The organism is Blastococcus sp. SYSU DS0669, assembly GCF_054050895.1.
Genome location: NZ_JBJHAE010000002.1, coordinates 38,710 through 63,362, shown reverse-complemented (window position 1 = coordinate 63,362; position 24,653 = coordinate 38,710). Strand labels below are relative to the sequence as shown.

General features: G+C 73.5%; 24 protein-coding genes and 2 tRNA genes. 19 read left to right on the top strand and 7 right to left on the bottom strand.

Going from position 1 to position 24,653, the window contains the following annotated elements; all coding sequences use genetic code 11:
• Positions 1-33 precede the first annotated feature (33 nt).
• Entirely contained in the window at positions 34-1,719 is a 1,686-nt protein-coding gene (locus ACI792_RS02755; RefSeq protein ID WP_456601217.1) for a ribonuclease J, read from the bottom strand.
• A gap of 488 nt (positions 1,720-2,207) precedes the next feature.
• Between ACI792_RS02755 and ACI792_RS02750 the strand changes: the two genes are divergently transcribed.
• Positions 2,208-3,257: a S1C family serine protease gene (locus tag ACI792_RS02750; protein WP_456601216.1), complete on the top strand. Its 1,050-nt coding sequence runs from the start codon at positions 2,208-2,210 to the stop codon at positions 3,255-3,257.
• A 250-nt stretch (positions 3,258-3,507) separates the two neighbouring features.
• On the opposite strand, the gene ACI792_RS02745 is transcribed toward ACI792_RS02750, so the two are convergent.
• Positions 3,508-3,581: transfer RNA gene (locus ACI792_RS02745), tRNA-Gly, on the bottom strand.
• A 284-nt stretch (positions 3,582-3,865) separates the two neighbouring features.
• Here ACI792_RS02745 and ACI792_RS02740 point away from each other — a divergent pair.
• Genes ACI792_RS02740 through ACI792_RS02720 form a run of 5 tightly spaced genes read left to right on the top strand, consistent with a single transcriptional unit; the run spans position 3,866 to position 8,856 of the window.
• Positions 3,866-5,482, top strand: coding sequence for an ABC transporter substrate-binding protein (locus tag ACI792_RS02740; RefSeq protein WP_456601215.1), 1,617 nt, complete (start codon positions 3,866-3,868; stop codon positions 5,480-5,482).
• Entirely contained in the window at positions 5,470-6,573 is a 1,104-nt protein-coding gene (locus tag ACI792_RS02735; RefSeq protein ID WP_456601214.1) for an ABC transporter permease, read from the top strand. The genes ACI792_RS02740 and ACI792_RS02735 overlap by 13 nt, the downstream gene beginning before the upstream one ends.
• Positions 6,570-7,430 (top strand): ABC transporter permease, encoded by an 861-nt coding sequence (locus ACI792_RS02730; RefSeq protein WP_456601213.1) that lies wholly within the window; start codon positions 6,570-6,572, stop codon positions 7,428-7,430. The genes ACI792_RS02735 and ACI792_RS02730 overlap by 4 nt, the downstream gene beginning before the upstream one ends.
• A complete protein-coding gene (locus tag ACI792_RS02725) occupies positions 7,427-8,233 on the top strand; it encodes an ATP-binding cassette domain-containing protein (RefSeq protein ID WP_456601212.1) in 807 nt (268 codons plus the stop codon). Before ACI792_RS02730 ends, ACI792_RS02725 begins: the two co-directional genes overlap by 4 nt.
• Positions 8,233-8,856 (top strand): ABC transporter ATP-binding protein, encoded by a 624-nt coding sequence (locus tag ACI792_RS02720; protein ID WP_456601211.1) that lies wholly within the window; start codon positions 8,233-8,235, stop codon positions 8,854-8,856. The genes ACI792_RS02725 and ACI792_RS02720 overlap by 1 nt, the downstream gene beginning before the upstream one ends.
• Positions 8,857-8,917: 61 nt before the next feature.
• Here the strand turns inward: ACI792_RS02720 and ACI792_RS02715 are convergent, their stop codons facing one another.
• Positions 8,918-9,301 carry a hypothetical protein gene (locus ACI792_RS02715; protein ID WP_456601210.1) on the bottom strand — a complete coding sequence of 128 codons (384 nt, stop codon included), beginning with the start codon at positions 9,299-9,301 and terminating at the stop codon, positions 8,918-8,920.
• 101 nt (positions 9,302-9,402) lie between these two features.
• On the opposite strand from ACI792_RS02715, the gene ACI792_RS02710 reads away from it, so the two are divergent.
• The 7 genes from ACI792_RS02710 (at position 9,403) to clpX (ending at position 16,003) form a co-directional block, all read left to right on the top strand.
• Positions 9,403-10,854 carry an amidase gene (locus ACI792_RS02710; RefSeq protein WP_456601209.1) on the top strand — a complete coding sequence of 484 codons (1,452 nt, stop codon included), beginning with the start codon at positions 9,403-9,405 and terminating at the stop codon, positions 10,852-10,854.
• Positions 10,821-11,153, top strand: coding sequence for a YciI family protein (locus ACI792_RS02705; protein ID WP_456601208.1), 333 nt, complete (start codon positions 10,821-10,823; stop codon positions 11,151-11,153). The genes ACI792_RS02710 and ACI792_RS02705 overlap by 34 nt, the downstream gene beginning before the upstream one ends.
• A gap of 55 nt (positions 11,154-11,208) precedes the next feature.
• Positions 11,209-11,282 (top strand) — tRNA-Pro (locus tag ACI792_RS02700).
• A 96-nt stretch (positions 11,283-11,378) separates the two neighbouring features.
• Positions 11,379-12,842, top strand: a complete 1,464-nt coding sequence (gene tig / locus ACI792_RS02695; RefSeq protein WP_456601207.1) for a trigger factor — start codon at positions 11,379-11,381, stop codon at positions 12,840-12,842.
• A gap of 299 nt (positions 12,843-13,141) precedes the next feature.
• Positions 13,142-13,780: an ATP-dependent Clp protease proteolytic subunit gene (locus ACI792_RS02690; protein WP_456581708.1), complete on the top strand. Its 639-nt coding sequence runs from the start codon at positions 13,142-13,144 to the stop codon at positions 13,778-13,780.
• Between the two features lie 20 nt (positions 13,781-13,800).
• Complete coding sequence (locus ACI792_RS02685; RefSeq protein ID WP_456601206.1) at positions 13,801-14,430, top strand: ATP-dependent Clp protease proteolytic subunit; 630 nt, start codon at positions 13,801-13,803, stop codon at positions 14,428-14,430.
• 298 nt (positions 14,431-14,728) lie between these two features.
• Complete coding sequence (clpX, locus tag ACI792_RS02680) at positions 14,729-16,003, top strand: ATP-dependent Clp protease ATP-binding subunit ClpX (protein ID WP_456581706.1); 1,275 nt, start codon at positions 14,729-14,731, stop codon at positions 16,001-16,003.
• Between the two features lie 65 nt (positions 16,004-16,068).
• Here the strand turns inward: clpX and ACI792_RS02675 are convergent, their stop codons facing one another.
• Entirely contained in the window at positions 16,069-16,989 is a 921-nt protein-coding gene (locus tag ACI792_RS02675; protein ID WP_456601205.1) for a DUF559 domain-containing protein, read from the bottom strand.
• A 106-nt stretch (positions 16,990-17,095) separates the two neighbouring features.
• Here ACI792_RS02675 and ACI792_RS02670 point away from each other — a divergent pair, with 106 nt between their 5' ends.
• Both ACI792_RS02670 and ACI792_RS02665 read left to right on the top strand, forming a co-directional pair.
• Positions 17,096-17,419 carry a DUF1697 domain-containing protein gene (locus ACI792_RS02670; protein ID WP_456601204.1) on the top strand — a complete coding sequence of 108 codons (324 nt, stop codon included), beginning with the start codon at positions 17,096-17,098 and terminating at the stop codon, positions 17,417-17,419.
• A gap of 44 nt (positions 17,420-17,463) precedes the next feature.
• Positions 17,464-18,387: an oxygenase MpaB family protein gene (locus ACI792_RS02665; protein WP_456601203.1), complete on the top strand. Its 924-nt coding sequence runs from the start codon at positions 17,464-17,466 to the stop codon at positions 18,385-18,387.
• 30 nt (positions 18,388-18,417) lie between these two features.
• Here the strand turns inward: ACI792_RS02665 and valS are convergent, their stop codons facing one another.
• The gene (gene valS, locus ACI792_RS02660; RefSeq protein ID WP_456601202.1) at positions 18,418-21,003 is read right to left on the bottom strand and encodes a valine--tRNA ligase; all 2,586 of its coding nucleotides are present in this window, start codon (positions 21,001-21,003) and stop codon (positions 18,418-18,420) included.
• 79 nt (positions 21,004-21,082) lie between these two features.
• Between valS and ACI792_RS02655 the strand changes: the two genes are divergently transcribed.
• The 4 genes from ACI792_RS02655 to ndk are packed head-to-tail and all read left to right on the top strand — an operon-like array spanning position 21,083 to position 23,738.
• Entirely contained in the window at positions 21,083-21,538 is a 456-nt protein-coding gene (locus ACI792_RS02655) for a YccF domain-containing protein (RefSeq protein WP_456601201.1), read from the top strand.
• A 21-nt stretch (positions 21,539-21,559) separates the two neighbouring features.
• The gene (locus tag ACI792_RS02650; protein WP_456601200.1) at positions 21,560-22,912 is read left to right on the top strand and encodes a bifunctional folylpolyglutamate synthase/dihydrofolate synthase; all 1,353 of its coding nucleotides are present in this window, start codon (positions 21,560-21,562) and stop codon (positions 22,910-22,912) included.
• Positions 22,909-23,316, top strand: coding sequence for a DUF4233 domain-containing protein (locus ACI792_RS02645; protein WP_456601199.1), 408 nt, complete (start codon positions 22,909-22,911; stop codon positions 23,314-23,316). Before ACI792_RS02650 ends, ACI792_RS02645 begins: the two co-directional genes overlap by 4 nt.
• A gap of 11 nt (positions 23,317-23,327) precedes the next feature.
• Positions 23,328-23,738, top strand: coding sequence for a nucleoside-diphosphate kinase (gene ndk / locus ACI792_RS02640; RefSeq protein WP_269190806.1), 411 nt, complete (start codon positions 23,328-23,330; stop codon positions 23,736-23,738).
• 109 nt (positions 23,739-23,847) lie between these two features.
• Here the strand turns inward: ndk and ACI792_RS02635 are convergent, their stop codons facing one another.
• Entirely contained in the window at positions 23,848-24,354 is a 507-nt protein-coding gene (locus ACI792_RS02635) for a hypothetical protein (RefSeq protein ID WP_456601198.1), read from the bottom strand.
• Positions 24,351-24,617 (bottom strand): helix-turn-helix transcriptional regulator, encoded by a 267-nt coding sequence (locus ACI792_RS02630; protein ID WP_456581697.1) that lies wholly within the window; start codon positions 24,615-24,617, stop codon positions 24,351-24,353. Before ACI792_RS02630 ends, ACI792_RS02635 begins: the two co-directional genes overlap by 4 nt.
• Positions 24,618-24,653 lie beyond the last annotated feature (36 nt).

Genomic DNA, 24,653 nt, shown 5'->3' with positions numbered 1-24,653 from the left:
ACGGACCGCCACCGCCTGCCCGGGTGGGTCCTCCTACGCGTCGATGACGATCGGGATGACCAGCGGGCTGCGCCGGAAGGCCCTGTCCGCCCAGCGGCCCACGGCCCGGGCGATCAGCTGCTCGAGCTGGACGGCTCCTCCGACGCCCTCCTCGGCGGCCTTGGCCAGCGCCTTCTCGATCAGCGGGACGACGCCGTCGAACGTCGTCTCGTCGTGGACGAAGCCGCGGGCCAGGAAGTCGGGCTCCTCGGCGAGGCGGCCCGTGTCGGCGTCGACGATCGCCACGACCGTGATGACGCCTTCCTGGGCCAGGGTGCGCCGGTCGCGGAGGTGCGCCTCGGTGGCGCCACCGACGTCCGTGCCGTCGACGTAGACGTAGCCGGCGGGGACCTTGCCGGCGATCCGCACCCTGCCCTCGTGGAGGTCGACGGCGACGCCGTCCTCGGCGATGACCACACCACGCGGGTGCACGCCGGTGCGGACGGCGATCTCGGCGTTGGCCTTCAGGTGCCGCCACTCGCCGTGCACGGGCATGACGTTGCGCGGCTTGACCAGGTTGTAGACGTAGGAGAGCTCGCCGGCGCTGGCGTGCCCGGAGACGTGCACCTTGGCGTTGCCCTTGTGCACCACGTTGGCGCCCCACCGGGTCAGCTCGTTGATGATCCGGTAGACGGCGTTCTCGTTGCCGGGGATGAGCGAGCTGGCCAGCAGCACGGTGTCACCGTCGGCGATGCGGATGACGTGGTCGCGGTTGGCCATGCGCGACAGGGCCGCCATGGGCTCGCCCTGCGACCCGGTGCAGATCAGGCAGACCTTCTCGGGCGGCAGCTTCTCGAGCTCCTTCATGTCCACCAGCAGGCCGGGCGGCACGGTGAGGTAGCCGAGGTCCTTGGCGATGCCCATGTTGCGGACCATGGAGCGGCCGACGAAGGCGACCTTGCGGCCGTGGGCGTGCGCGGCGTCGAGGACCTGCTGGATGCGGTGCACGTGGCTGGCGAAGCTGGACACGATGACCCGGCGGGGCGCGGTCCGGAACACCGTCTCGATGGCCGGGGTGAGCTCGGCCTCGGACGTGGTGAAGCCGGGGACGTCGGCGTTGGTGGAGTCGGTGAGGAAGAGGTCCACGCCCTCCTCGCCCAGCCGGGCGAACGCGCGCAGGTCGGTGATCCGCCGGTCCAGCGGGAACTGGTCCATCTTGAAGTCGCCGGTGTGCACGACCAGGCCGGCGCCGGTGCGGATCGCGACGGCGAGCCCGTCGGGGATGGAGTGGTTGACGGCGACGAACTCGCAGTCGAAGGGGCCGAACGCGGCCCGGTCGCCCTCGCTCACCTGCCGGGTGACCGGCCGGATCCGGTGCTCCTTGAGCTTGGCCTCGATGAACGCGAGGGTGAGCCGCGAGCCCACCACGGGGATGTCGGGACGCTCCCGCAGGAGGTACGGCACGCCCCCGATGTGGTCCTCGTGCCCGTGGGTCAGCACGAGCGCCTCGACGTCGTCCAGGCGGTCCCGGATGGCGGTGAAGTCCGGGAGGATCACGTCGACCCCGGGCTGGTGCTCCTCGGGGAAGAGCACGCCGCAGTCGACGATCAGCAGGCGATCGGCGTGCTCCAGCACGGTCATGTTCCGGCCGATCTCACCGAGACCACCCAGGGCCACCACCCGCAGCCCTCCGTCGGGTAGCGGCCGAGGCGGGCGCAGCTCAGGGTGTGCGTGGCTCATACCTTCACGCTACGGGAGACCCGTCGGCGGGCGTGCACGGTCGGGCACGAGGTCCCGCGACGGCGCCCCACAACTCTCGCGCCCGCCGCTCGGCTCCCGTCACGCCCTCCAGGCACCGGGCGAGGTGACCTTCCGGCCGACGCCTCCGACGGCGTTCCGGGCTCGCCGGAACATCCGCTGTCACCGCGTCGGTCGGCGCGGGGCGGCGCACCCGGCGTGACCTCCCGTCCCCGCCGGCGCCCCGCCGGGGGACGGCAGCGGTGGGGCACGAGCGTGGTGGTGTCCGTCCCGCCGTCCTCTTCGCGGTGGGCTTTCCTGCCTCCGGCGCATCGGCGATCCTTGTCGGTGCATCCGTAGAGGCGCAGGCGCGGAGCGGCGTTGCTCCCCACCGGTCCGCCGTGACGTCGGAGCGGAGGGTGGCACCCCCGTTCGCCGACGCTGCGGCGGCGGGCCCTCCGGCGCGCCGGCAGGCGAGGAGGTGCGAGGACATGGCGAGGCGGAGCCGGCGGGGTCCCTGCCTCCTGGTGGTGGCGGCGGTCGTCGGCGCCGGCTGCACCGGACCGACCGGCACGCCCGCCGAGGTCGCGGGCGGCGGCGCCACCCCCGTGGCACCCGCCGGTCAGGCCGGCACGCTCGCGGTCGTGCCCGAGGTGGCGGCGCGGGTGCAGCCCAGCGTGGTCACCATCCTGACCGCCACCGGCAACGGGAGCGGGGTCGTGTACGACGAGGACGGGCTGATCGTCACGAACGAGCACGTGGTGCGCGGAGCGACGACGGTGGAGGTCGCGTTCGCCGACGGTCAGCGCGCACCCGGCACGGTGGTGGCCACGGACGTCGTCACCGACCTCGCGCTCGTCCGCTCCGACCGCGGTGACCTCCCCGCGGCCCGGTTCCAGTCAGAGCTGCCCCGGATCGGGGAGCTCGTGATCGCGATCGGCAGCCCGCTCGGCTTCGAGAGCACGGTGACCGCGGGGGTGGTCTCCGGGCTGCAACGGGAGATCCCCGGCAGTGCGGGCCGGACCCAGGCGCTGGTGGACCTCATCCAGACCGACGCCGCGATCAGCCCCGGCAACAGCGGCGGCGCGCTGGTGGACGGCGACGGCGAGGTCATCGGGATCAACGAGGCGTACATCCCTCCGCAAGCCGGGGCGGTGTCCCTCGGGTTCGCGATCCCGTCAGCCACCGTTACCGATGTGGTGGAGCAGTTGAGGGAGGACGGGCAGGCGGAGCACGCCTTCCTGGGGATCGCTCCGGCCCCGCTCACCCCGCAGATCGCCGAGCAGTTCGGTGTCCCGGGAACGGACGCCGTGATCGTCGCGGCCGTGGTGCCGGGCAGTCCCGCAGCGCAGGCGGGGATCGCGCCCGGGGACCTGGTCGTCGCCGTCGACGGATCGCCCACCACCGCCCCCGAGGACGTGCTGGCGGCGCTGCGCGCCCGCGATCCCGGAGACAGGGTCACGGTGACGGTCCGCTCGCCGGACGGACAGGAGCGTGACGTCGACGTGGTCCTCACCGCGCGGCCCGGCCCCGGCGCATAGGGGCGTGCCGCAGTTCCCCGAGAGCTGGTCGCTGCCGCAAAGTGCCCGCAGCCCCCATGGGCGCCGTCGGGGGCGACCGACAGGACCCTGGCCCACGGTCGCCACCTGACCGTGCCCGGCCAGGGCACATGTCTCCTCCGGACGCGCTCGCGCCGGTGCTCCGGAGTTCCCCACCTGACCGGCCCGGTGTTCCACCGCGCGGTCTGCCTTCTGCAGTAGGCCTGCGGGCCGGTTGACCTGCGAGAAGGTGTGGAGCGGGTGACCGGGATCGAACCGGCATGGCCAGCTTGGAAGGCTGGGGCTCTACCATTGAGCTACACCCGCGTGGCGGCGCGAGGGAGTTGCTCCCTCGACATCGGAGCCGCGGGGATCGAGATATACCGGGCTGCCGAGCCGCGACGAGCGTAGCGCGCCCGCTGCCGCTGCCGTCGTAGCGGCCCGATGTGCGCCGCCCCCGCCGCCTCGCTCCGCCGTCGATGAGCGGGCCCGCTGAGCCGTCGGTTGCGATCCGCAACCCTGGATGGCCTCTTGCGAGGAGTTTGCAATAACCTCGGCTGCGGCAGGACGCGCACCCGGCGCGGCTCGCCGTCGGAGCGGGAGGACGTCGCGTGCGCGCACGGCGGGGAGCGGTCCGGAAGGCGGTTGCCGTCGGCGCGTCGGCGGTGCTGCTCGCCGGCTGCGCCGGGGCCGCCGGCGGTACGGGGGCTGCCGGCTTCGCCGCGCCCACCGAGCTGCGGCTGGCGATCGGCGGGGAGCCCGACGACGGCTACGACCCCACGCTCGGCTGGGGCCGGTACGGCTCGCCGCTGTTCCAGTCCACGCTGCTGACCCGCGACGCGGACCTCGACGTCGTCCCCGACCTGGCCACCGGCTGGTCGGTCAGCGACGACGGCCTGGTGTGGACCGTCGACCTCCGCACCGATGCCCGCTTCACCGACGGCGAACCCGTCACCGCCGACGACGTCGCCTACACCTTCACCACCGCGAGCGAGAGCGGCGGCCTGACCGACGTCACCGCGCTGGCCGAGGCCGTCGCCGTGGACGAGGACACCGTCGAGCTCCGCCTGGAGCGGCCGCAGAGCACCTTCGTCAACCGGCTGGTCTCGCTGGGCATCGTGCCCGAGCACGCGCACGGCCCGGACTACGCGCGCAACCCGGTCGGCTCGGGCCCCTACACCCTCGTGCAGTGGGACGAGGGCCAGCAGCTCATCGTCGAGCGCAACGACGACTACTACGGGGAGCAGCCGGCCTTCGAGCGCCTCGTCTTCCAGTTCACCGGCGAGGACACCTCGCTGGCCGCCGCGACCGCGGGGCAGGTCGACATGGCCGCCGTCCCCGCGCAGCTGGCCACCACCCAGGTCCCCGGCATGGAGCTGGTCGCCGTCCAGTCGGTCGACAACCGCGGCATCATGTTCCCGTTTCCGCCCGACGAGGGCCGGACCACCGACGACGGCCGGCCGATCGGCGACGACGTCACCTCCGACCGGGCCGTGCGCCAGGCCGTCAACCACGCGGTCGACCGGGCGGCCCTCGTCGACGGCGTGCTGGAGGGCTACGGCTCGCCGGCGACCGGACCGGTGGACGGGCTGCCCTGGGACGAGCCCGCGGCGGCGATCACCGACGCCGACCCGGCGCGCGCCGCGCAGCTGCTCGAGGAGGCCGGCTGGGTGGACGGCGACGGCGACGGCGTCCGCGAGCGCGACGGCGTCCCGGCCGCGTTCACCCTGCTCTACCCGGCCGGCGACACGCTGCGGCAGGCGCTCGCCCTCGCCGTCGTCGACATGCTCGCCCCGGTCGGTGTCGACGTCACCGCCGACGGTGCCAGCTGGGACGTCATCGACCAGCGGCTGCACGCCGACGCCGTCCTCTTCGGGTGGGGCAGCCTCGACCCGACCGAGATGTACAACCTCTACTCGTCGACGCAGGCCGGCGTCGAGTACTGGAACCCGGGCTACTACGCCAACCCCGAGGTCGACGCAGACCTGGAAGCGGCGATGACCGCGCCCGACCAGGACGCCGCGATCCCGCACTGGAAGGCCGCCCAGTACGACGGCGAGGGCACCGGCTTCGGGCCGACCGGGGACGCCGCCTGGGCGTGGCTGGTCAACCTCGACCACACCTACTTCGTCGACGAGTGCCTCGACCTGGGCACCCCGCGGATCGAGCCGCACGGGCACGGCTGGCCGATCACCGCGGGCATCGCGGACTGGCAGTGGAGCTGCTGAGCCGGGCCGTGCGCGGGGTGGCCGGCCGGCTGGTGCGGCTGGCCCTGCTGCTCGCCGCGGTCGCCACCGCCTCCTTCGCGCTCATGGTCAACTCGCCGGTCGACCCGGTGGACGCCTACGTCGGCGGGGACATCGCTGCCGTCGGGCCCGAGCAGCGGGCGCTGATCGCCGAGCGCTGGGGGCTGGACGAGCCGCCCCTGGAGCGGTTCGGCGCGTGGCTGGGCAACCTCGTCCAGGGCGACCTGGGCCGCTCGCTCACCTTCAACCAGCCGGTCGCGGAGGTCATCGGAGAGCGCTTCCTCGCCAGCCTGGCGCTGATGGCGACCGCGTGGCTGCTCTCCGGGCTGTTCGGGTTCGCGCTCGGCGTGCTCGCCGGCGTCCGCCAGGGGCGGGTCACCGACCGGGCGATCTGCTGGTGGGCCTACACGCTGGCCTCCGCGCCCACGTTCTGGGTGGGGCTGCTGCTGCTCTACGTCTTCTCCGTGCAGCTGGGCTGGACACCGGTGTGCTGCGCGGTCCCGGTCGGCACGCTCGCCGAGGACGTCACCCTCCTCGACCGGCTGCACCACCTGGTCCTCCCGGCGCTGACATTGTCGATCGTGGGCGTCGCCCCGGTCGTGCTGCACACCCGGTACGCCGTGGTCGAGGCGCTGGCCAGCGACTACGTCGCCTTCGCCCGCGCGCAGGGGGAGTCGGTGCCCGGGGTCGTCCTCCACCGGGTGCTGCGCAACGCCGCCGCCCCGGCCGTGCTGCTGCAGTTCAGCTCGCTCGGCGAGCTCTTCGGCGGCGCGGTCCTCGCCGAGCAGGTCTTCTCCTATCCCGGGCTCGGCGCCGCCACCACCGCTGCCGCACTCGGCCAGGACGTCCCGCTGCTCCTCGGCATCGTCCTGTTCACCACCGTCTTCGTCTTCGTCGGCAACCAGCTCGGCGACCTCGTCCACGCCCGGCTCGACCCGCGGGTCACCACGGACCTCGCCGCCGCCCGGCGGGGTCGGCGTGCCAAGGCCGCCCCGTACGGGCCGCCGGAGGTCGGGGACCACCGGCCGGCTGCTTCGTCCGACCCCGCCGTCGTCGGGCAGGCGGTGCGATGAGCGCCGTCGTCGCCGAGCCCGCCGCCCGGGCCCGGTTCCTGGGGGACCGCCGCCGCCGGACCCTCGCCTGGGTCGCGGTCTCGTCGCTGGTCGTGCTCGGCGTCTTCGTCGCCGGCGGCCTCGCGGGCGACGCCGCCTCGACCACGGCGCTGGCCGACCGCAACCTCGGTCCCTCGACCGCGCACCTGTTCGGCACCGACCCGCTGGGCCGCGACCTGCTGGCGCGCGTCCTGGCGGGGCTGCGGCTCAGCCTCGTGGTGGGGACGACGGCGGCGCTGATCTCCGCCGTCATCGCGCTGGTGCTGGCCTCCGCGGCGGCGGTGTTCGGCGGCGTCGTCGACCGGGCGGTGAGCTGGCTGGTCGACCTCTTCCTCGCGCTGCCGCACCTGGTGCTGCTGATCCTGCTGGCGTTCGTCTTCGGTGGCGGCACCGAGGCCGCCGTCCTCGCCGTCGCCCTCACCCACTGGCCGACGCTCACCCGGGTGCTGCGCGGCCGGGCGCGGGAGATCGTCTCGTCGGACTACGTCGCCGTCTCCCGGCAGCTCGGGCGCGGCCGCGGCTGGATCGCCCGCCACCACCTGGCCGGGCACCTCACGGGCCACTTCCTCGTGGGCGCCGTCCTGCTCTTCCCGCACGCGATCCTGCACGAGGCGGCGCTCTCCTTCCTGGGGCTCGGCGTCGACCCCGGCGAGCCCTCGATCGGCGTGCTGCTGGCCGAGTCGATGCGCTACCTCAGCGCCGGCGCCTGGTGGCTGGCGGTGCTGCCTGGCCTGTGCCTGCTGGTCGTGGTCAAGCTGGTCGACACGATCGGCGAGAACATCCGGGCGCTGCTGGACCCGCGGAGCGCCCACCTGTGAGCACGTTGCTGGAGGTGCGCGACCTCGAGGTGGACTTCGTCCAGTACGAGCGTGGCCTGCGCCGCCGCACGGTCACCGCGCTGGCCGGCATGGACCTGACCGCAGCGCCGGGCGAGGTCGTCGCGCTGGTCGGGGCCAGCGGCGCCGGCAAGTCGCTGCTGGCGCACGCCGTCCTCGGGCTGCTGCCGCCGAACGCGCTGGAGCGTGGGACGGTGACCTACGACGGCGTGGAGGTCGACCCGGCCGGGCGCAGGGAGGTGGCCGGGCGGGAGATCGCGCTGCTGCCGCAGTCGGTGAGCTTCCTCGACCCGCTCAGCCGGGTGGGCCGCCAGGTGCAGCGGTCGGCCCGGCTGGCCGGTCGTCCGGACGCGCGCCGGGCCGCAGAGGCGGCGCTGGCCCGCCGCGGCCTGGGGCCCGAGGTGCTGCACCGGTACCCGCACGAGCTCTCCGGCGGCATGGCGCGGCGCGTGCTGGTCGCCATGGCCACGATGGGCCGCCCCCGGCTCCTGGTGGCCGACGAGCCGACCAGCGGCCTGCCGGCCGCGACCGTCCGGTCCACCCTCGCGGAGTTCCGCGCGATGGCCGACGACGGCGGTGCGGTCGTGCTGGTCACCCACGAGCTGCTGGCCGCCCTCGAGGTGGCCGACCGCGTGGTCATCTGCCGCGACGGGCGCACCGTCGACGTCGCCGACCCGCAGGCCTTCACCGGTGACGGCGCACAGCTCCAGCACCCGTACACCCGCGCGCTCTGGCAGGCGCTGCCGGTCAACGGCTTCCGGCCGCCCGCGGCGGTGGAGGCCTGATGCTGCACGCCGACGACGTCTGGTTCCGCTACGGCACCGGGCAGCCATGGGTCCTGGCCGGGGTGGACCTCCGCGTCGGGGCCGGGGAGGTCGTGGGGCTGTGCGGGCCGAGCGGCGGGGGCAAGAGCACCCTCGCCCGGGTGCTCGCCGGCTTCGCCGAGCCGGTCCGCGGCCGGGTGACCGTGGACGGGCAGCTGCCGAGGGCCGGGCGCGGGCCGCACCCGGTGCAGCTGGTGCTCCAGCACCCCGAGCGCGCGATGGATCCCCGCTGGACGGTGCGCCAGGTGCTCGCCGCCACGGGCGCTCCGGACGACGACGTCGCCGCGCTGGACCGGCGGCTCGTCGCGCCGAGCTGGCTGGACCGCCACCCGCACGAGATCAGCGGCGGCGAGCTGCAGCGGGTCAACCTGGCCCGGGCGCTGCTGGCCCGGCCGCGCTACCTGGTCGCCGACGAGATCACCGCCAGCCTGGACGCCGTCACGCAGGTGGGCATCTGGGACCTCCTGCTGGGGCACTGCCGGGCGGCCGGGATCGGGCTGCTCGCCGTCTCCCACGACCGGCCCCTCCTGGACGCCGTGGGCGCCCGCGTCGTCGACTGGGAGCCCGTGGACGTCAAGCCCTGAGCTGAGCCTCCGTACGAGGGACGGGTCCTCCGCCGGCCGTCGGACGGTCCCGGGCGCGCGGTCAGCCGGGTCCGCGGTCCTCCGCGGGGTCGAGGTCGACGGTCAGGAGGCGTTGCCGCTCGACCTGGGCCCGCACGGCGGCCAGGTCACCGGCCGACCGCAGCGCATGGGCGAGCGCCCCCGCGCTGTCCGCCCGGGCTGCGCGGGCCAGCGAGTCGAGGAGCTCCTGCAGCGCGCCTCCCCGTTCACCGTGGTGCACCAGCCGGGCGACGTCGTTGACCGTGCTGCGCACGTCCTGCACCAGCAGCGGGAGCTCGCGCACCGTGCAACCGACCAGGACCGCCAGGTCGAGCGGCAGGCGGAGCAGCGCCGTGGTCGCGGGCAGCAGGCCGAACCTGGGCGGCGGAGGGGGAGTGGCCGGGCCGAGGCCGTCGTCGCTCGCCACGGCGGGGCCTCCCTGTCGGGCCGGTGGTACGTCGGGGCCGGGTGCGCGGGCCCGGCCGGCTCCCCGGCAGGCCGGCGGCCCTCGCCGCTACGGTGCCCGATGTGATCGAGACCACCTGGATGGACGCCACCGCGCAGGCCGAGCTGGTCCGCACCGGCCAGGCCACGGCCGCCGAGCTCGTCGACGCCGCGATCGAGCGGATCGAGCGCGTGAACCCGCGGCTGGACGCGGTGATCCGCGAGCGGTTCGAGGCCGCCCGCGCCGAGGCCGCCGGCGACCTGCCGGCCGGGCCGTTCCGCGGCGTCCCGATCCTGCTCAAGGACCTCGGCTGCCACGTCGCCGGCGAGGCGACGCACTACGGCACCTCCTTCCTGCGGGACGCAGACGTGCGCTGGTCCGTCGACAGCCACCTCGCGCAGCGGTTCCGCGCGGCGGGCTTCGTCGTCCTGGGCCGCACCAACGTGCCGGAGTTCGGCACGACGATCACCACGGAGCCGGCCGCGCACCCGCCGGCCCGCAACCCGTACGACACCAACCGGTCGGCGGGTGGCTCCAGCGGAGGATCGGCGGCCGCGGTCGCCGCCGGCCTGGTCCCGGTGGCCCACGCCAACGACGGCGGCGGCTCGATCCGGATCCCGGCGGCGGAGTGCGGCCTCGTCGGGCTCAAGCCCACCCGGGCGCGGGTCAGCCAGGGCCCCGAGGTGGGCGAGGGCTGGGCCGGCGCGACCATCGACGGCGTCGTCACCCGCACCGTCCGCGACACCGCCGCCGTCCTCGACTGCATCGCCGGACCGATGCCCGGCGACCCGTACGCCGCCCCGCCGCTGGCTCGTCCGCTCGCCGAGGAGGTCGGGGCGCCGGTGGGCCGGCTCCGCGTCGGCCTGCTGGACGCCGAGCCGGGGGAGCAGTACCTCGACGACCCCGCGTGCCGGGAGGCGGTGGAGCGCACCGGGCGGCTGCTCTCCGACCTCGGCTGCGACGTCGGGCCCGGGACGCCGGCCGCGATGTTCGAGCCCGAGTTCCCTCGCCGGTTCACGACCACCATCGCGGCGGACGTGGCGCTGACCCTCTCGGCCCTCGAGCGGTCGCTGGGCCGGCCGATCGAGGACGGGGAACTGGAGCCGCGCAACGTCTTCTACCGCGCCGTGGGGCGGAAGCTGTCGGCCGAGGAGTACGTCGGCGCCCGCACGTGGCTCGGGTCGTGGAGCCGCCGCATGGCGGGGTGGTGGGCTCCGGCCGAGCTGGGTGGTCAGGGCTACGACCTGCTGGTCACGCCCACCATCGCGGCGCCGCCGCCGGAGCTCGGCTGGATGACCGCGGCCGGGCCCAGGGAGGAGGGGCGGCGGATCAACAGCCTCATGCCCTACACCGCGCAGTTCAACGTCACCGGCCAGCCGGCGGTCAGCCTGCCCCTGCACCGGACGGCGGAGGGGCTGCCCGTGGGAGTCCAACTCGTCGCCGCCGTCGGCCGGGAAGACCTCCTCGTCCGCGTGGCCGCCGCCCTCGAGGAGGCCGCACCGTGGACGGACCGCCGTCCGCCGGTGTCGGCGTGAGCGGCCCGTACTTCCTGGTGCTGCTGACCGCGGCACCGGGTGGGGAGGCGCCGCTGCCCGACCACGAGGCGTTCGTCGACTCGCTCGTCGACCGGCAGCTGGTGCTGCTCGGTGGCCCGCTCGGGGAGGGGGACGCCGCCTACGTCCTCCGCTGCGGCTCCCTGGACGAGGCGCGCGACGTGGTCGGGGCGGACCCGCTGGTGACCTCCGGCGCGTGCACCGCCGCCGTCACGTCGTGGGACCTCGTCGGGGTGGACCTGCGGCTGGTCGACCCAGACCTGGTCGTCGACGACGGGTGACCGCCCGACCGCGCCCACCCGGCGTCCGGTCGGTCCGCCTAGACTCGGGCGGCCACGGGGTGTGGCGCAGCTTGGTAGCGCACCCGCTTTGGGAGCGGGGGGCCGTGGGTTCAAATCCCGCCACCCCGACCGTGCCCCGACGTCTCTAGACTCGGGGGTCGACCCGGCGTACCGAGATCGAGCGGGCGCATGCAATCCACTGTCTCACCGAGGAGCACTGCCGCTGTGAAGAGCACCATCGAGGAACTGGGCCCCACGCGGGTCCGGATGGCGATCGAGGTGCCGTGGGGGGACCTGGACCACGCCTTCGGTGAGGTCTACAAGGAGCTGGGCAAGCAGGTCCGCGTTCCCGGGTTCCGTCCCGGCAAGGTGCCCAACCGCGTGCTCGACCAGCGCCTCGGCCGCCCCGTGGTCCTGGAGCAGGTCGTCCAGCACGCCGTCCCGGAGATCTACTCCGAGGTCATCCGCGAGAACCAGGTCCGCGTCCTGGGCCAGCCCGACATCGAGGTGACCCGCCTCGACGACAACGACACCCTCGCCTTCACCGCCGAGGTCGACGTCGCTCCGCAGCTCGAGCTGCCGGAGCTGGACTCCCTCGCCGTGACCGTCGACGACGTCGAGGTCACCGACGAGGAGATCGACCAGCAGATCTCGGTCATGCGCGAGCGGTTCTCCATGCTCACCGGCGTCGAGCGCGCCGCGCAGGACGGCGACTTCGTCTCCATCGACCTCGAGGCCACGCTCGACGGCGAGGTCCTCGAGGACGGCTCGACCACCGGCATGTCCTACGAGGTCGGCTCCGGCAGCCTCATGGAGGGCCTCGACGACGCCGTCCGCGGGCTCTCCGCCGACGAGTCGAAGACCTTCCAGACCGCCCTGCTCTCGGGCCCCGACGCCGGCAAGATGGCCGACGTCACCGTCACCGTCCGCTCGGTGAAGGAGAAGGAGCTGCCGGAGCTGGACGACGACTTCGCCCAGACCGCCAGCGAGTTCGACACCCTCGAGGAGCTGCGCGAGGACGCCCGCACCCGGCTGGCCCGCACCAAGGTGATCCAGCAGGGCGCCCAGGCGCGCGACAAGCTGGTCGAGCACCTCATCGAGACCATCGAGGTGCCGATCCCCGAGACGCTGGTCGAGCGCGAGGTGCAGTGGCGGAACCAGGCGTTCGAGCGGGAGCTCGCCCAGGCCGGCATGGACTGGGACGCCTTCCTGCAGATGTCCGGCGTCGACAGCCGCGAGGAGTACGAGGCCGACCAGCGCACGAACGTCGAGCAGGCGGTCAAGACCCAGTTCATCCTGGACGCCATCGCGGACGCCCGTGAGGTCACCGTCGGCAACGACGACCTCTCGGCGCAGATCATGGCGCAGGCCCAGCGCAACCGGATGAGCCCGGAGCAGTTCGCCCAGCAGCTCCAGCAGAGCGGCAACATCGCGGAGTTCGTCGCCGACGTCCGCCGCACCAAGACGCTCGCCCAGCTGCTCGAGCAGACGACGATCACCGACGCCTCCGGCCGCACCGTCGACCTCGACGCCCTGCGGCCCAAGACGGTGCAGGCGGCCGCCGAGGAGACCCCTTCCGAGGAGTCCGAGGAGGCCGCGGCCGAGGGCGACGACATCGCCGTCCAGTCCGTCGCCACCGAGGCCGCCGAGGGGGCGACCGAGGACACCGAGGACGTCAACAAGGCCTGAGAGAAGCCCACGTCCTCCCCGCGACTCGCGAGCTCGCCGCGGGACCCTGGACGGGGCTGAACAGCATCGGCGACGCCGTCCTGCCCACCCGGGCGGGGCGGCGTCGTCGCCGTTCCGGGGCTTCGCTGCGCCGACGGCGAACACCGGCCGCACGGGGAGTGTCCCGTCGCAGGTCCGCGTTAGGGTCGACAGGACTCAGGCGATCACCGGGGGGTAGCCCCTCCCGGAGGGCCGTTCCGGGCCCCGCACCACACGAGACCGACTGCCACGACACGCGTCCTACGGAGGTCACCGCACCCGTGAGCACCACCGACCCGAACCTGGCCAGTGCGCCGCTGCTGCGCGCCAACGGCGGGGGGATGAACCTCGGCGACTCGGTCTACGAGCGCCTGCTGCGTGAGCGGATCATCTTCCTGGGCACCCAGGTCGACGACGTCATCGCCAACCAGCTCGTCGCCCAGATGCTGCTGCTCTCGGCCGAGGACCCGAAGCAGGACATCCACCTCTACATCAACTCGCCCGGTGGCTCGGTCACCGCCGGCATGGCCATCTACGACACGATGCAGTTCATCGACTGCGACGTCGCCACCTACGGCATGGGCCTGGCCGCCTCGATGGGCCAGTTCCTGCTGACCGCCGGCACCAAGGGCAAGCGCTACGCCCTGCCGCACGCGCGGATCCTCATGCACCAGCCCTCGGCCGGCGTCGGCGGCACGGCTTCCGACATCGCCATCCAGGCCGACCTCTTCCGGCGGACCAAGCAGGAGCTGTCGGAGTTGCAGGCCCAGCTCACCGGGCAGACCGTCGAGCGGATCCTCGAGGACTCCGACCGCGACCGCTGGTTCACCGCGCAGGAGGCCCTGGAGTACGGCTTCGTCGACCACGTCGTCAGCCGCGCGACCATGACCGACAGCGCCAACCCGGTCTCCGACAACTGAGCTCCCGAGGACAGACACAGATGAGCTTCCAGATGCCCTCCAGCCGGTACATCCTGCCCTCCTTCGTGGAGCGCACGAGCTACGGCATGAAGGAGTCGAACCCGTACAACAAGCTCTTCGAGGAACGCATCATCTTCCTCGGGGTCCAGGTCGACGACGCGTCGGCGAACGACGTGATGGCCCAGCTGATCACGCTGGAGTCCGCCGACCCCGACCGCGACATCACGATCTACATCAACTCGCCCGGTGGCTCGTTCACCTCGCTGATGGCCATCTACGACACGATGATGTTCGTCCGGCCCGACATCCAGACCGTCTGCATGGGCCAGGCCGCCTCGGCCGCCGCCGTCCTGCTCGCGGCCGGCACGCCGGGCAAGCGCCTGGCGCTGCCGTACTCCCGCGTGCTGATCCACCAGCCCTCCGGCGAGTCCGGCGGTCAGGTCTCCGACCTGGAGATCCACGCCGCCGAGATCGAGCGGGTGCGGGTGCAGATGGAGGAGATCCTGGCCCGGCACACCGGCCGCAGCCAGGAGCAGGTCCGCAAGGACATCGACCGCGACAAGATCCTCACGGCCGCCGAGGCCAAGGACTACGGGATCGTCGACCAGGTGATCCAGAGCCGCAAGCTCAACGCCCTGCCGACTTCGTGATCCGGTACGGGCCGGGGACGCGCGGGACGCGTGTTCGGCCCGTACCGTCGGGGGTCCGAGGGCACGACGGGACAGAAGTGGAACGGCCTCCGGCGATCCGGGTGAGTCATTGCCCGACCGCATCGGAGGCGGCGGGTACGTTCGGCGAACGCCCGATCCCCGGCCTGCATCGCCGGGAGGAGAGCTTCGCGGGGCAGCCTGTCAGCGAAGCCGAGCAGCGGCGCAAGACAACCAAGCAGGGTCCAACCCGCGGGTACCTGGCACCAGGACCGGCGACTGTCGAGGTGGAGGTCAGCAGGTGGCACGAATCGGTGAGAGCGGTGACCTGCTCAAGTGCTCGTTCTGCGGGAAGAGCCAGAAGCAGGTCAAGAAGCTCATCGCTGGCCCCGGGGTCTACATCTGCGACGAGTGCATCGACCTCTGCAACGAGATCATCGAGGAAGAGCTCTCCGAGTCCTCGGACCTCAAGTTCGACGAGCTGCCCAAGCCCAAGGAGATCCACGACTTCCTCGACCAGTACGTCATCGGCCAGGACAAGGCCAAGAAGACGCTCTCGGTCGCGGTCTACAACCACTACAAGCGGATCCAGGCCGGCGGTGACCGCGCCTCCCGCGAGGACGCCGTCGAGCTGGCGAAGTCCAACATCCTGCTGATCGGCCCCACCGGCTGCGGGAAGACCCACCTCGCGCAGACCCTGGCGCGGATGCTCAACGTGCCGTTCGCCATCGCCGACGCCACCGCCCTCACCGAGGCCGGCTACGTCGGTGAGGACGTCGAGAACATCCTGCTGAAGCTGATCCAGGCCGCCGACTACGACGTCAAGCGCGCCGAGACCGGCATCATCTACATCGACGAGGTCGACAAGATCGCCCGGAAGAGCGAGAACCCGTCGATCACCCGCGACGTCTCGGGCGAGGGCGTGCAGCAGGCGCTGCTGAAGATCCTCGAGGGGACGACGGCGTCGGTGCCGCCGCAGGGTGGCCGCAAGCACCCGCACCAGGAGTTCATCCAGATCGACACCACGAACGTGCTGTTCATCGTGGGCGGGGCCTTCGCCGGCCTGGAGCAGGTCATCGAGGCCCGCGCGGGCAAGCAGGGCATCGGCTTCGCCGGCGAGATCCGCGGCAAGCAGGAGATCGAGGACGCCAACGCCTTCGCCGAGGTCATGCCCGAGGACCTGCTGAAGTTCGGCATGATCCCCGAGTTCATCGGCCGGCTCCCGGTCATCACCAGCGTCCGCAAGCTGGACCGTCAGGCGCTGATCAACATCCTGACCCAGCCGAAGAACGCCCTGGTGCGCCAGTACCGGAAGCTGTTCGAGCTCGACGGCGTGGAGCTGGAGTTCACCGAGGACGCGCTCGAGGCCGTCGCCGACCAGGCGATCCTCCGCGGCACCGGTGCCCGCGGGCTCCGGGCGATCATGGAGGAGGTGCTCCAGTCGGTCATGTACGACATCCCCAGCCGCGAGGACGTCGCCTCCGTGGTGATCACCAAGGAGGTCGTGCTGGAGCACGTCAACCCGACGATCGTGCCGCGCAAGCCCACCCGCGCCCCCCGCGAGAAGTCGGCCTGACCCGACGCGCAGCTGGCGTTGCACGCCCGAGGCCCAGAACCCACGCGGTTCTGGGCCTCGGGCGTTCACCGGGCAAGCCGCGCGAGGACCACGGCGACGATCTCGCGGCGGCAACCCTCCGGGTCGCTCATGAGGCGGGCGTAGCTGAAGCGCAGCACGACCCAGCCGAGCGCCGCCAGTGCCGTGTCGCGGCGGAGGTCCCGTTCCCGCTGCTCTCGGCTGCCGTGGAAGGCTGCCCCGTCCAGCTCGACGGCGACCCGGGCCCCGGGCCACGCGGCGTCCAGCCGCACCCACCTGCCACTCGCCAGCCGCACCGGGTGCTGGCGCACCGGCAGCGGCACGTGGGGTGGGCCGGGGAGCACCCGCAGGGCACCCCAGATCTCCAGCTCGCTCTGGCAACCGTCCGCGAGGAGGTCGAGGAGTGCGAGCAGCGGCGACCGGCCGGGATGGCGTGGTCGCCGATCGGACTCCCGGCGCAGCGCCTCAGGGTGGACGTCGCGGCGACGTGCCCCCTCGATCAGCGCCTGGCGCACGACGGGAGCCTCCTGGCGGCTGCGCGGGTTCCGACCGGGGGAGTGCGCGAACGCCCAGGCGTCGACCAGGCTGCGGACCGGCTCGACGACGTCCACGGCACCGTGGCGGACGGTGACCAGGGGACGGGTCGTGCGGTGGGCGACCACGTCGGGCCGTCGCTCCGGTGAGCGCGCGTACGGGACGGTCACGTGCACGGGGCCCGGCTGGGGTGCCGTCATACCGCACGCGGTGACGGCAGACAGGTGGCTGAGGGGACCGTCGGCCCAGAGCGACGCGGCGCGCGACCGGATCGCCCACTCGCCGATCCGGTCGGGGAGCACCAGCACCCCTGGGTGGAGCTGCACCAGGTCCCCCCGGCGCAGCCAACGGGTGACGCTGCTCGCGCTGCTGGCCCGCGCCACGTCGGCTCGCCGGGCGACGCCGTCGGGCAGGAGCGTGGGCAGCCGGTGCACGGCGCAGAGGGTGGCGCACTCGAGGCCCCGGCCGCAGATGCCCTGTGGACCCAGCCCACCGTTGACCGCTGGAGGGTCGAACCGGGCAGCATTCTGGGCCGCCGGCGTGCAACGCTCGCGCGTCGTCGTCCGGACGGCCGAGCAGCTGGCCGACGTGCTGGCCGCCGACCCGCTCGGCCACGTCGCCACCAACCCGGCCCGCTACTCGGTCACCTTCTTCGCCGAGCCGCTGGACCCCGATCGCGTCGCGGCGCTCCCGCCGGCCGAGGGGTGGGAGTACGTGCCGAGGGGCCGGGAGGTGTACGTCTGGCTGCCCGACGGCGTGCAGAGCGACCGCAGGACCGAGCGGACCTGGACGCAGCTGCTCGGCGCCACGGGCACGAACCGCAACTGGAACACGGTGCGCAAGCTGGTCGAGCTCACCCGCTGACCGCCCGACGACCCGTGGCGGCGCCGCGTGGCACATTCGGACGCGTGCGCGCCCTGACCTCCCTGCCCCAGCAGGCGCGGGAGGCCTTCCGGGCCCGCGTCTCCGGTGACCCGACCGGCGCGCCGGACTGGGTCCGCGACATCGCCCTCGTCGGCACCGGCCCCGGCTGGTTCGAGCCCGACGGCGTCGTCTGGCGCGTGCACGGCGACCTCTCCACGCTGGTCGGCGGCGTCGCGGCGCTGCTGGGCCAGGGCGCGCACCCGCTCGCGCTGGCCGGCGTCCAGCGGCACTCGGCCTACCGCGAGGACCCGTGGAAGCGGCTGGCCGGGACCGCCCGCTGGCTGGTGGTCAGCACGTTCGGCTCGGTCGAGCTGGCCGAGCGCGAGGCGGCGCGGGTCCGGGGCATGCACGAGCGGGTCCGCGGCCGGGTCGGAGGCACCCCCTACTCGGCGTCCGACCCGGCGCTGCTGCGCTGGGTGCACCTGGCCTTCACCGACGCCTTCCTCGCCGCCCAGCAGGCGGTCGGCAGCGACCTGACCTGGCGGCTCGGCCGCGGCTGGCCCGACACCTACGTGGGGGAGTGGGCCCGCGCTGCGGAGGAGCTGGGCGCCACCGACCTGCCGCTCACGAGGGCCGAGCTGGCCGAGGCGCTCGCGGCGCACGGCTCCGAGCTGCGGCCCGTCCCCGGGGACCTGCGCGCGTTCCTCGCCGCCCCGCCTGGCCTGAGCGCCCCGGAACGGGTCGTCTACCGCGGGCTGTCGGGTGCGGCGGCGCACGTGGTGTCGCCGTCGATCGCCGGGTGCGCGGGGGTCCCCGGGCGGGGCCGTGGCGGCGCGGCGCAGCTCGCCGTCACCCGCGCCCAGCTGCGGGCGCTGCGCCTGGCGCTCGGCCCGTTCAGCCCGTCCGAGGAGGCGGCGCGCTGGCGGCTCGGCATGGGCCCCGCCCCGGCGTGGGCCGACGCCGGCTGACGGCCGACGACGCCGGCCGTCAGCCCGAGGTCAGCTCTCGGGGACCTCGGCCAGGACGACGTCGACCGTCAGCTCGCCCTCACCCGGCCGCACGACGAGCGTGCGGATCCGGCCGGCGTCCACGAGGTCCGACTGCCCGGCCTCGACCAGGGGCAGCTGGTCGGGCGCCGCCGTGACGGTCGCCGTCTCCACCTCCGCGCGCATCGACTGCTTGGCGTCGGACTTCGCCTTGCGCACCCCGGCCAGCGCCGCCGCCGTCACCGCGACGACCGCCGGGTCGCCGTCGGCCGGCAGCTCCGCGGCGGCCGGCCACGGGGCGCGGTGCACCGAGCCGGTCTGCCACCAGGACCAGACCTCCTCGGTGACGAACGGCAGCACCGGCGCGAACAGCCGCAGCTGCACGTCCAGCGCGATCGCCAGCGCCGCCTGGGCGGAGGTGGCGGCATCACCGGAGCCGTACGCGCGGGACTTCACCAGCTCCACGTAGTCGTCGCAGAACGACCAGAAGAACGCCTCGGCGACCTCGAGCGCCCGCGTGTAGTTGTAGGACTCCAGCGCGGCCGTGGCCTCCTCGACGACGGCGGCCAGCCCGGTCAGCAGCGCCCGGTCGATCGGCTGGGTCACCTGCTCGGCGGTCAGCGAGGCCGAGGCCCCCAGCCCGAGCACGAACTTGCCGACGTTGAGGATCTTCATGGCCAGCCGCCGGCCGACCTTCATCTGGGCCTCGTCGAACGGCGAGTCCGCACCCGGGCGCGCACCGGCGGCCCGCCAGCGGACGGCGTCGGTGCCGTACCGCTCGAGCACGTCGATCGGCGTCGTCGCGTTGCCCTTGGACTTCGACATCTTCTTGCGGTCGGGGTCGACGACGAAGCCGGAGATGGTGGCGTGCGTCCAGGGCACGGTGCCGTGCTCGAAGTGCGCCCGGACGACGGTGGAGAACAGCCAGGTGCGGATGATGTCGTGCGCCTGCGGCCGCTGGTCCATCGGGAAGACCGTGGCGAACAGCTCGGGGTCGGTGTCCCAACCCGAGGCGACCTGCGGCGACAGCGACGACGTCGCCCAGGTGTCCATGACGTCGGGGTCGGCCATGAACCCGCCCGGCTTGCCGCGCTGCGACTCGTCGAAGCCGGGCGGGACGTCGGAGGACGGGTCGACCGGCAGCGACTCCGCGGCGGCCAGGATCGGGCTCTCGAAGTCGGGCTCGCCGGCCTCGTCGAGGCGGTACCAGACCGGGAAGGGGACGCCGAAGAACCGCTGGCGGCTGATCAGCCAGTCGCCGTTGAGGCCCTCGACCCAGTTGTCGTAGCGGTGCCGCATGTGCTCGGGCACCCACTGGATCTCCCGCCCGCGGGCGACCAGGGCGTCGCGCAGGTCGGCGTCGCGGCCGCCGTTGCGGATGTACCACTGGCGGGTCGTGACGATCTCGAGCGGGCGCTCGCCCTTCTCGAAGAACTTGACCGGGTGGGTGATCGGCTTGGGCTCGCCGTCGAGGTCGCCGGACTCGCGCAGCATCTCGACGATCCGCTGCTGGGCGCTGAACACCGTCTTGCCGGCCAGCTCGGCGTACGGCTCCGCGGGGACCTCGGCCGGGGGGTCGGCCAGGATCCGGCCGTCCCAGCCCACGATCGCGCGCGTGGGCAGCTGCAGCTCGCGCCACCAGGTGACGTCGTTGAGGTCGCCGAAGGTGCAGATCATCGCGATGCCCGAGCCCTTGTCCGGCTCGGCCAGGCGGTGCGCCACCACGGGCACCTCGACGTCGAACAGAGGCGTCCGCACCGTCGTCCCGAACAGCGGCTGGTAGCGCTCGTCGTCGGGGTGGGCGACCAGGGCGACGCAGGCCGGGATCAGCTCGGGCCGGGTGGTCTCGATGAAGACGGGGCCGGCGGGGGAGTGGAAGGCGATCCGGTGGTAGGCGCCGGGGCGCTCGCGGTCCTCCAGCTCGGCCTGCGCGACGGCGGTGCGGAAGGTGACGTCCCAGAGGGTCGGTGCCTCCTGCGCGTAGGCCTCACCGCGGGCGAGGTTGCGCAGGAACATCCGCTGGGCCGTGGCGCGGGAGGACTCGGAGATCGTCCGGTAGACGTTCGACCAGTCGACCGACAGGCCGACGCGGCGCCAGAGCTTCTCGAACTCGGCCTCGTCGTCCTCGGTCAGCTGCATGCACAGCTCGACGAAGTTGCGCCGCGAGATCGGCACCTGGTCCTTGCCGGGTTTCGCGGGCGGCTCGAACGACGGGTCGTAGGGCAGCCCCGGGTCGCAGCGCACGCCGTAGTAGTTCTGCACCCGCCGCTCGGTGGGCAGGCCGTTGTCGTCCCAGCCCATCGGGTAGTAGACGTGCTTGCCGCGCATCCGCTGGTAGCGGGCGACGATGTCGGTGTGGGTGTAGCTGAAGACGTGGCCCACGTGCAGCGAGCCGCTGGCGGTCGGCGGGGGCGTGTCGATCGACCAGATCCGCTCGCGCGGCGCGGCGAGCGCGGCCTCGCGGTCGAAGCCGTAGGTGTCCTCGGCCGCCCAGCGGGCGATCCACTTCTCCTCGAGGCCGTCGATGGTCGGCTTGTCGGGTACGCCGACGGTCGCAGCCGGGGCAGTCGTGTCCGGGGTCGCGATGTCGGGAACCATGCGCCCATCCTAGGAAGGGCGGGCAACGAGGCTCCGCCCCGCCGGGGAACGCTGCGCCGGTGTCGTCCGTGGACATGACGTGGACACGCTTCGCCTCCTGCTCAACCTCGTCTGGCTGCTCCTCCAGGGCTGGATCCTCGCGCTGGCCTACCTGCTGGCCGGGGTCATCGCCTGCCTGCTGGTCGTCACCATCCCGTTCGGCATCGCCGCGTTCCGGCTGGCCGGCTTCGTCGTCTGGCCGTTCGGGCGCACGACGGTGCGCGCGCCGGGCGCGGGGGTGGCGTCCGCGGTCGGCAACCTGCTGTGGTTCCTCGTCGCCGGCTGGTGGCTCGCGGTCCTGCACGTCGTCGCGGGCATCGGGTTCTGCCTGACGATCATCGGGATCCCCTTCGGCATCGCCTCGTTCAAGCTCGCCGCCGTCGGGCTCTTCCCGCTGGGCAAGCGCGTGGTGGAGACGGCGCCGCCGGGGAACTGGATGCACGCGGGCGGCGGCGTGGTCGGCGGCGCACCCCCGCGGCGCGCCGCGGCGTACTGAGCGGCTGGCATCCTTGACCGGGTGAGCAGCAGCACCGGTGACATGGCCCGGGTCGAGAAGGAGCTGCTGGCCCGCTGGCCGGAGAGCCGGCTGGAGCCCTCGCTCACCCGCATCTCGGCGCTGGTCGACCTGCTCGGGTCCCCGCACCGCGCGATGCCGGTCGTCCAGGTGGCGGGCACCAACGGCAAGACGACGACGGCCCGGATGATCGACGAGCTGCTGCGCGGCTTCGGCCTGCGCGTGGGCCGGTTCACCAGCCCGCACCTGGAGTCGATCCGGGAGCGCATCGTGCTCGACGGCGAGCCGGTCAGCGCCGAGCGCTTCGTCGAGACCTACCAGGACATCGCGCCCTACGTGCGGATGGTCGATGCCGCCGGCGAGACGCCGATGAGCTTCTTCGAGGTCATGGTGGGCATGGCGTACGCGCTCTTCGCCGACGCGCCGGTCGACGTCGCCGTCATCGAGGTCGGCATGGGCGGCACCTGGGACGCGACCAGTGTGGCCGACGCCCGCGTCGCCGTCGTCACGCCCGTCGACCTCGACCACGCCGAGTACCTCGGCCCCGACGTCGCGACGATCGCGGGGGAGAAGGCCGGGATCATCAAGGCCGACGCGATCGCCGTCCTCGCCCACCAGCAGCCCGGCGCGCTGGACGCCCTCGTCCGCCGCGCCGTCGAGGTGGAGGCGGTGGTCGCCCGCGAGGGCACCGAGTTCGGCGTGCTGGAGCGCCGCGTCGCCGTCGGCGGGCAGCAGGTCCGCCTGCAGGGCCTGGGCGGGGAGTACGAGGAGGTCTTCCTCCCGCTGTTCGGCGCCCACCAGGCGCAGAACGCGGTGACGGCGCTGGCCGCGGTCGAGGCGTTCCTCGGCGCGGGCGCGGCGACCGGGCCGATCGAGCAGGAGACCGTCCGGGCCGCCTTCGCGGCCGTCCGGTCGCCGGGCCGCCTGGAGCGGGTGCGCACCAGCCCCACCGTGCTGGTCGACGCGGCGCACAACCCGGCCGGCATGCGCGCGACGGCAGAGGCGATCCGGGAGTCCTTCGACTTCACCCGGCTCGTCGGCGTCGTCGGCTGCGTGCACGGCAAGGACGTCGCCGGGATGCTCGCCGCGCTGGAGGAGATCTGCGCGGAGCTCGTCGTCACCCAGAACGGCTCGCCGCGGGCGATGCCGGCCGACGAGCTCGGGGCGCTCGCCGTCGACGTCTTCGGCGCCGACCGGGTGAGCGTCTCCCCGCGGCTGACCGAGGCGCTCACCGAGGCGATGGAGCTCGCCGAAGCCGGGCCGGACGACGCGCTGGGTGGCTCCGGCGTCCTGGTGACCGGCAGTGTGATCACCGCCGGCGAGGCGCGGACCCTGATGGCGCGGGGCTCGCGGTGACCGCCCCGGACCCGGTCCGCGCGGCCAAGGCGCTGCGCGGCGCCGCCGCCGCGGTGCTGGTCCTCGAGGGCATCGCCGTGCTCTTCGTGCCGCGCGGCATCGCCCAGACCGACGAGGGCCTCGGCGGCGGCCTGCTCGCGGCCCTGCTCGTGCTGGCCGTCGTCCTCATCCTGGCCAGCGGGATCCAGCGCCGTCCCCGTGGGCTGGCGATCGGGACGGCGCTGCAGGTGCCCCTGCTGGCGACCGGGCTGATCAACGGTGTCATGTGGTTCGTGGCGGGGGCGTTCCTGCTGATCTGGGCCTACCTGCTGCAGGTGCGCAAGGAGCTCATCGGCAGCGCCTTCGGCGACGTCGAGACGCCCGACCGCACCGACGGCGGCGGCGACGCTCCGGCCACCCCGTAGGCTGCCGCCCCGTGACCGAACGCACTCTCGTCCTCGTCAAGCCCGACGGCGTCTCCCGCGGCCTGGTCGGCGAGGTGATCACGCGGCTCGAGCGCAAGGGCCTGCGCCTGGTCGCCGCCGAGCTGCGCACGCTGGACCGCGAGACCGCCGAGACCCACTACGCCGAGCACCGGGAGCGGCCGTTCTTCGCCGACCTGGTGGAGTTCATCACCGGCGGCCCGCTCATGGCGCTGGTCGTCGAGGGGCCGCGGGCCATCGAGGCGTTCCGCGCCCTGGCCGGCGCGACCGACCCGGTGAAGGCCGGCCCCGGCACCATCCGCGGCGACTTCGCCCTCGAGGTGCAGAACAACATCGTGCACGGCTCCGACTCGCCGGAGTCGGCCGCTCGCGAGGTGAAGCTGTTCTTCCCCGACCTGGGCTGAACTGCCGCTGGGATCAGGGAACCTGATCATCGAGCGTCCTCCCTCACCGTGCACCGTGAGGGAGGACGCTGCAGGATCAGGGGGCTGATCGTGGCGTACCCGGCGGCGGTCAGGTGTCGGCGTCGGCCGGCTCCTCGGGCGCGGTCCAGGCCAGGTGCCAGTAGGACAGCAGCCCGGCGGCGAGCCACAGCAGGAACCCGAAGCACAGCGCCAGCGGGACGTGCCCGCTCAGCGCGACGATCGCGACCGCGCCGGTGAAGGCGAGCAGGTGCAGCCCCGTCGCCGGCCACGCCATCGCGGTGAAGGACCGGTCGCGCAGCGACTGCTGGTGCTCGTCGAGCGACCGGGCGCTGCGGTCGAACACCCCTCGGATGCCCAGGTTGAGCAGGGAGTGCAGCGGGATGAACGCGAGCATCCCCACCGTCCAGACGACGAAGAACCACGTCGACCAGCCCTCGGTCGAGGTGGCGCACACGAGCGTCGCGGTGACGAGCGCGGCGAACAGCGCTGCCTCGGCGAGCACCGCCCGGCGCCGGGTCGGGCGGCTGCGCGCCCAGTCGTAGCGGCTGTCGTCGAAGGTCCGGGCGAGGTAGGTCTGCTGCGGGTGCGTGCTCACGGCGTCCTCCTGAGGAGCTCCTCGCTGAGCGAGGGCAGCGGGTCGAGGGAGAAGACCGCCTCGACGGGCAGGTCGAAGAAGCGGGCGATGCGCAGGGCCAGGGCCAGCGACGGGCTGTACTCGCCGCGTTCGACGTAGCCGATCGTCTGCGGGTGGACGCCGACGGCGTCCGCGAGCTCCTTCCGGCTGACGCCGCGGTCGGCGCGGAGCACCGCGATGCGGTCGTGCACCTTGTCCGCCTCGGACTTCGGCTGTCGTCCCATACGACGAAATGTAGCAATAATGCTACGACGGCTCGA

What these genes read in the sequence shown, in the direction of transcription:
- ACI792_RS02730 (WP_456601213.1), top strand. Translation starts at nt 6,570, where the DNA reads ATGAGCGCCGTCGTCGCCGAGCCCGCCGCCCGGGCCCGGTTCCTGGGG.
- valS (WP_456601202.1), bottom strand. Translation starts at nt 21,003, where the DNA reads ATGGTTCCCGACATCGCGACCCCGGACACGACTGCCCCGGCTGCGACC.
- ACI792_RS02755 (WP_456601217.1), bottom strand. Translation starts at nt 1,719, where the DNA reads ATGAGCCACGCACACCCTGAGCTGCGCCCGCCTCGGCCGCTACCCGAC.
- ACI792_RS02630 (WP_456581697.1), bottom strand. Translation starts at nt 24,617, where the DNA reads ATGGGACGACAGCCGAAGTCCGAGGCGGACAAGGTGCACGACCGCATC.
- ACI792_RS02720 (WP_456601211.1), top strand. Translation starts at nt 8,233, where the DNA reads ATGCTGCACGCCGACGACGTCTGGTTCCGCTACGGCACCGGGCAGCCA.
- ACI792_RS02685 (WP_456601206.1), top strand. Translation starts at nt 13,801, where the DNA reads ATGAGCTTCCAGATGCCCTCCAGCCGGTACATCCTGCCCTCCTTCGTG.
- ACI792_RS02750 (WP_456601216.1), top strand. Translation starts at nt 2,208, where the DNA reads ATGGCGAGGCGGAGCCGGCGGGGTCCCTGCCTCCTGGTGGTGGCGGCG.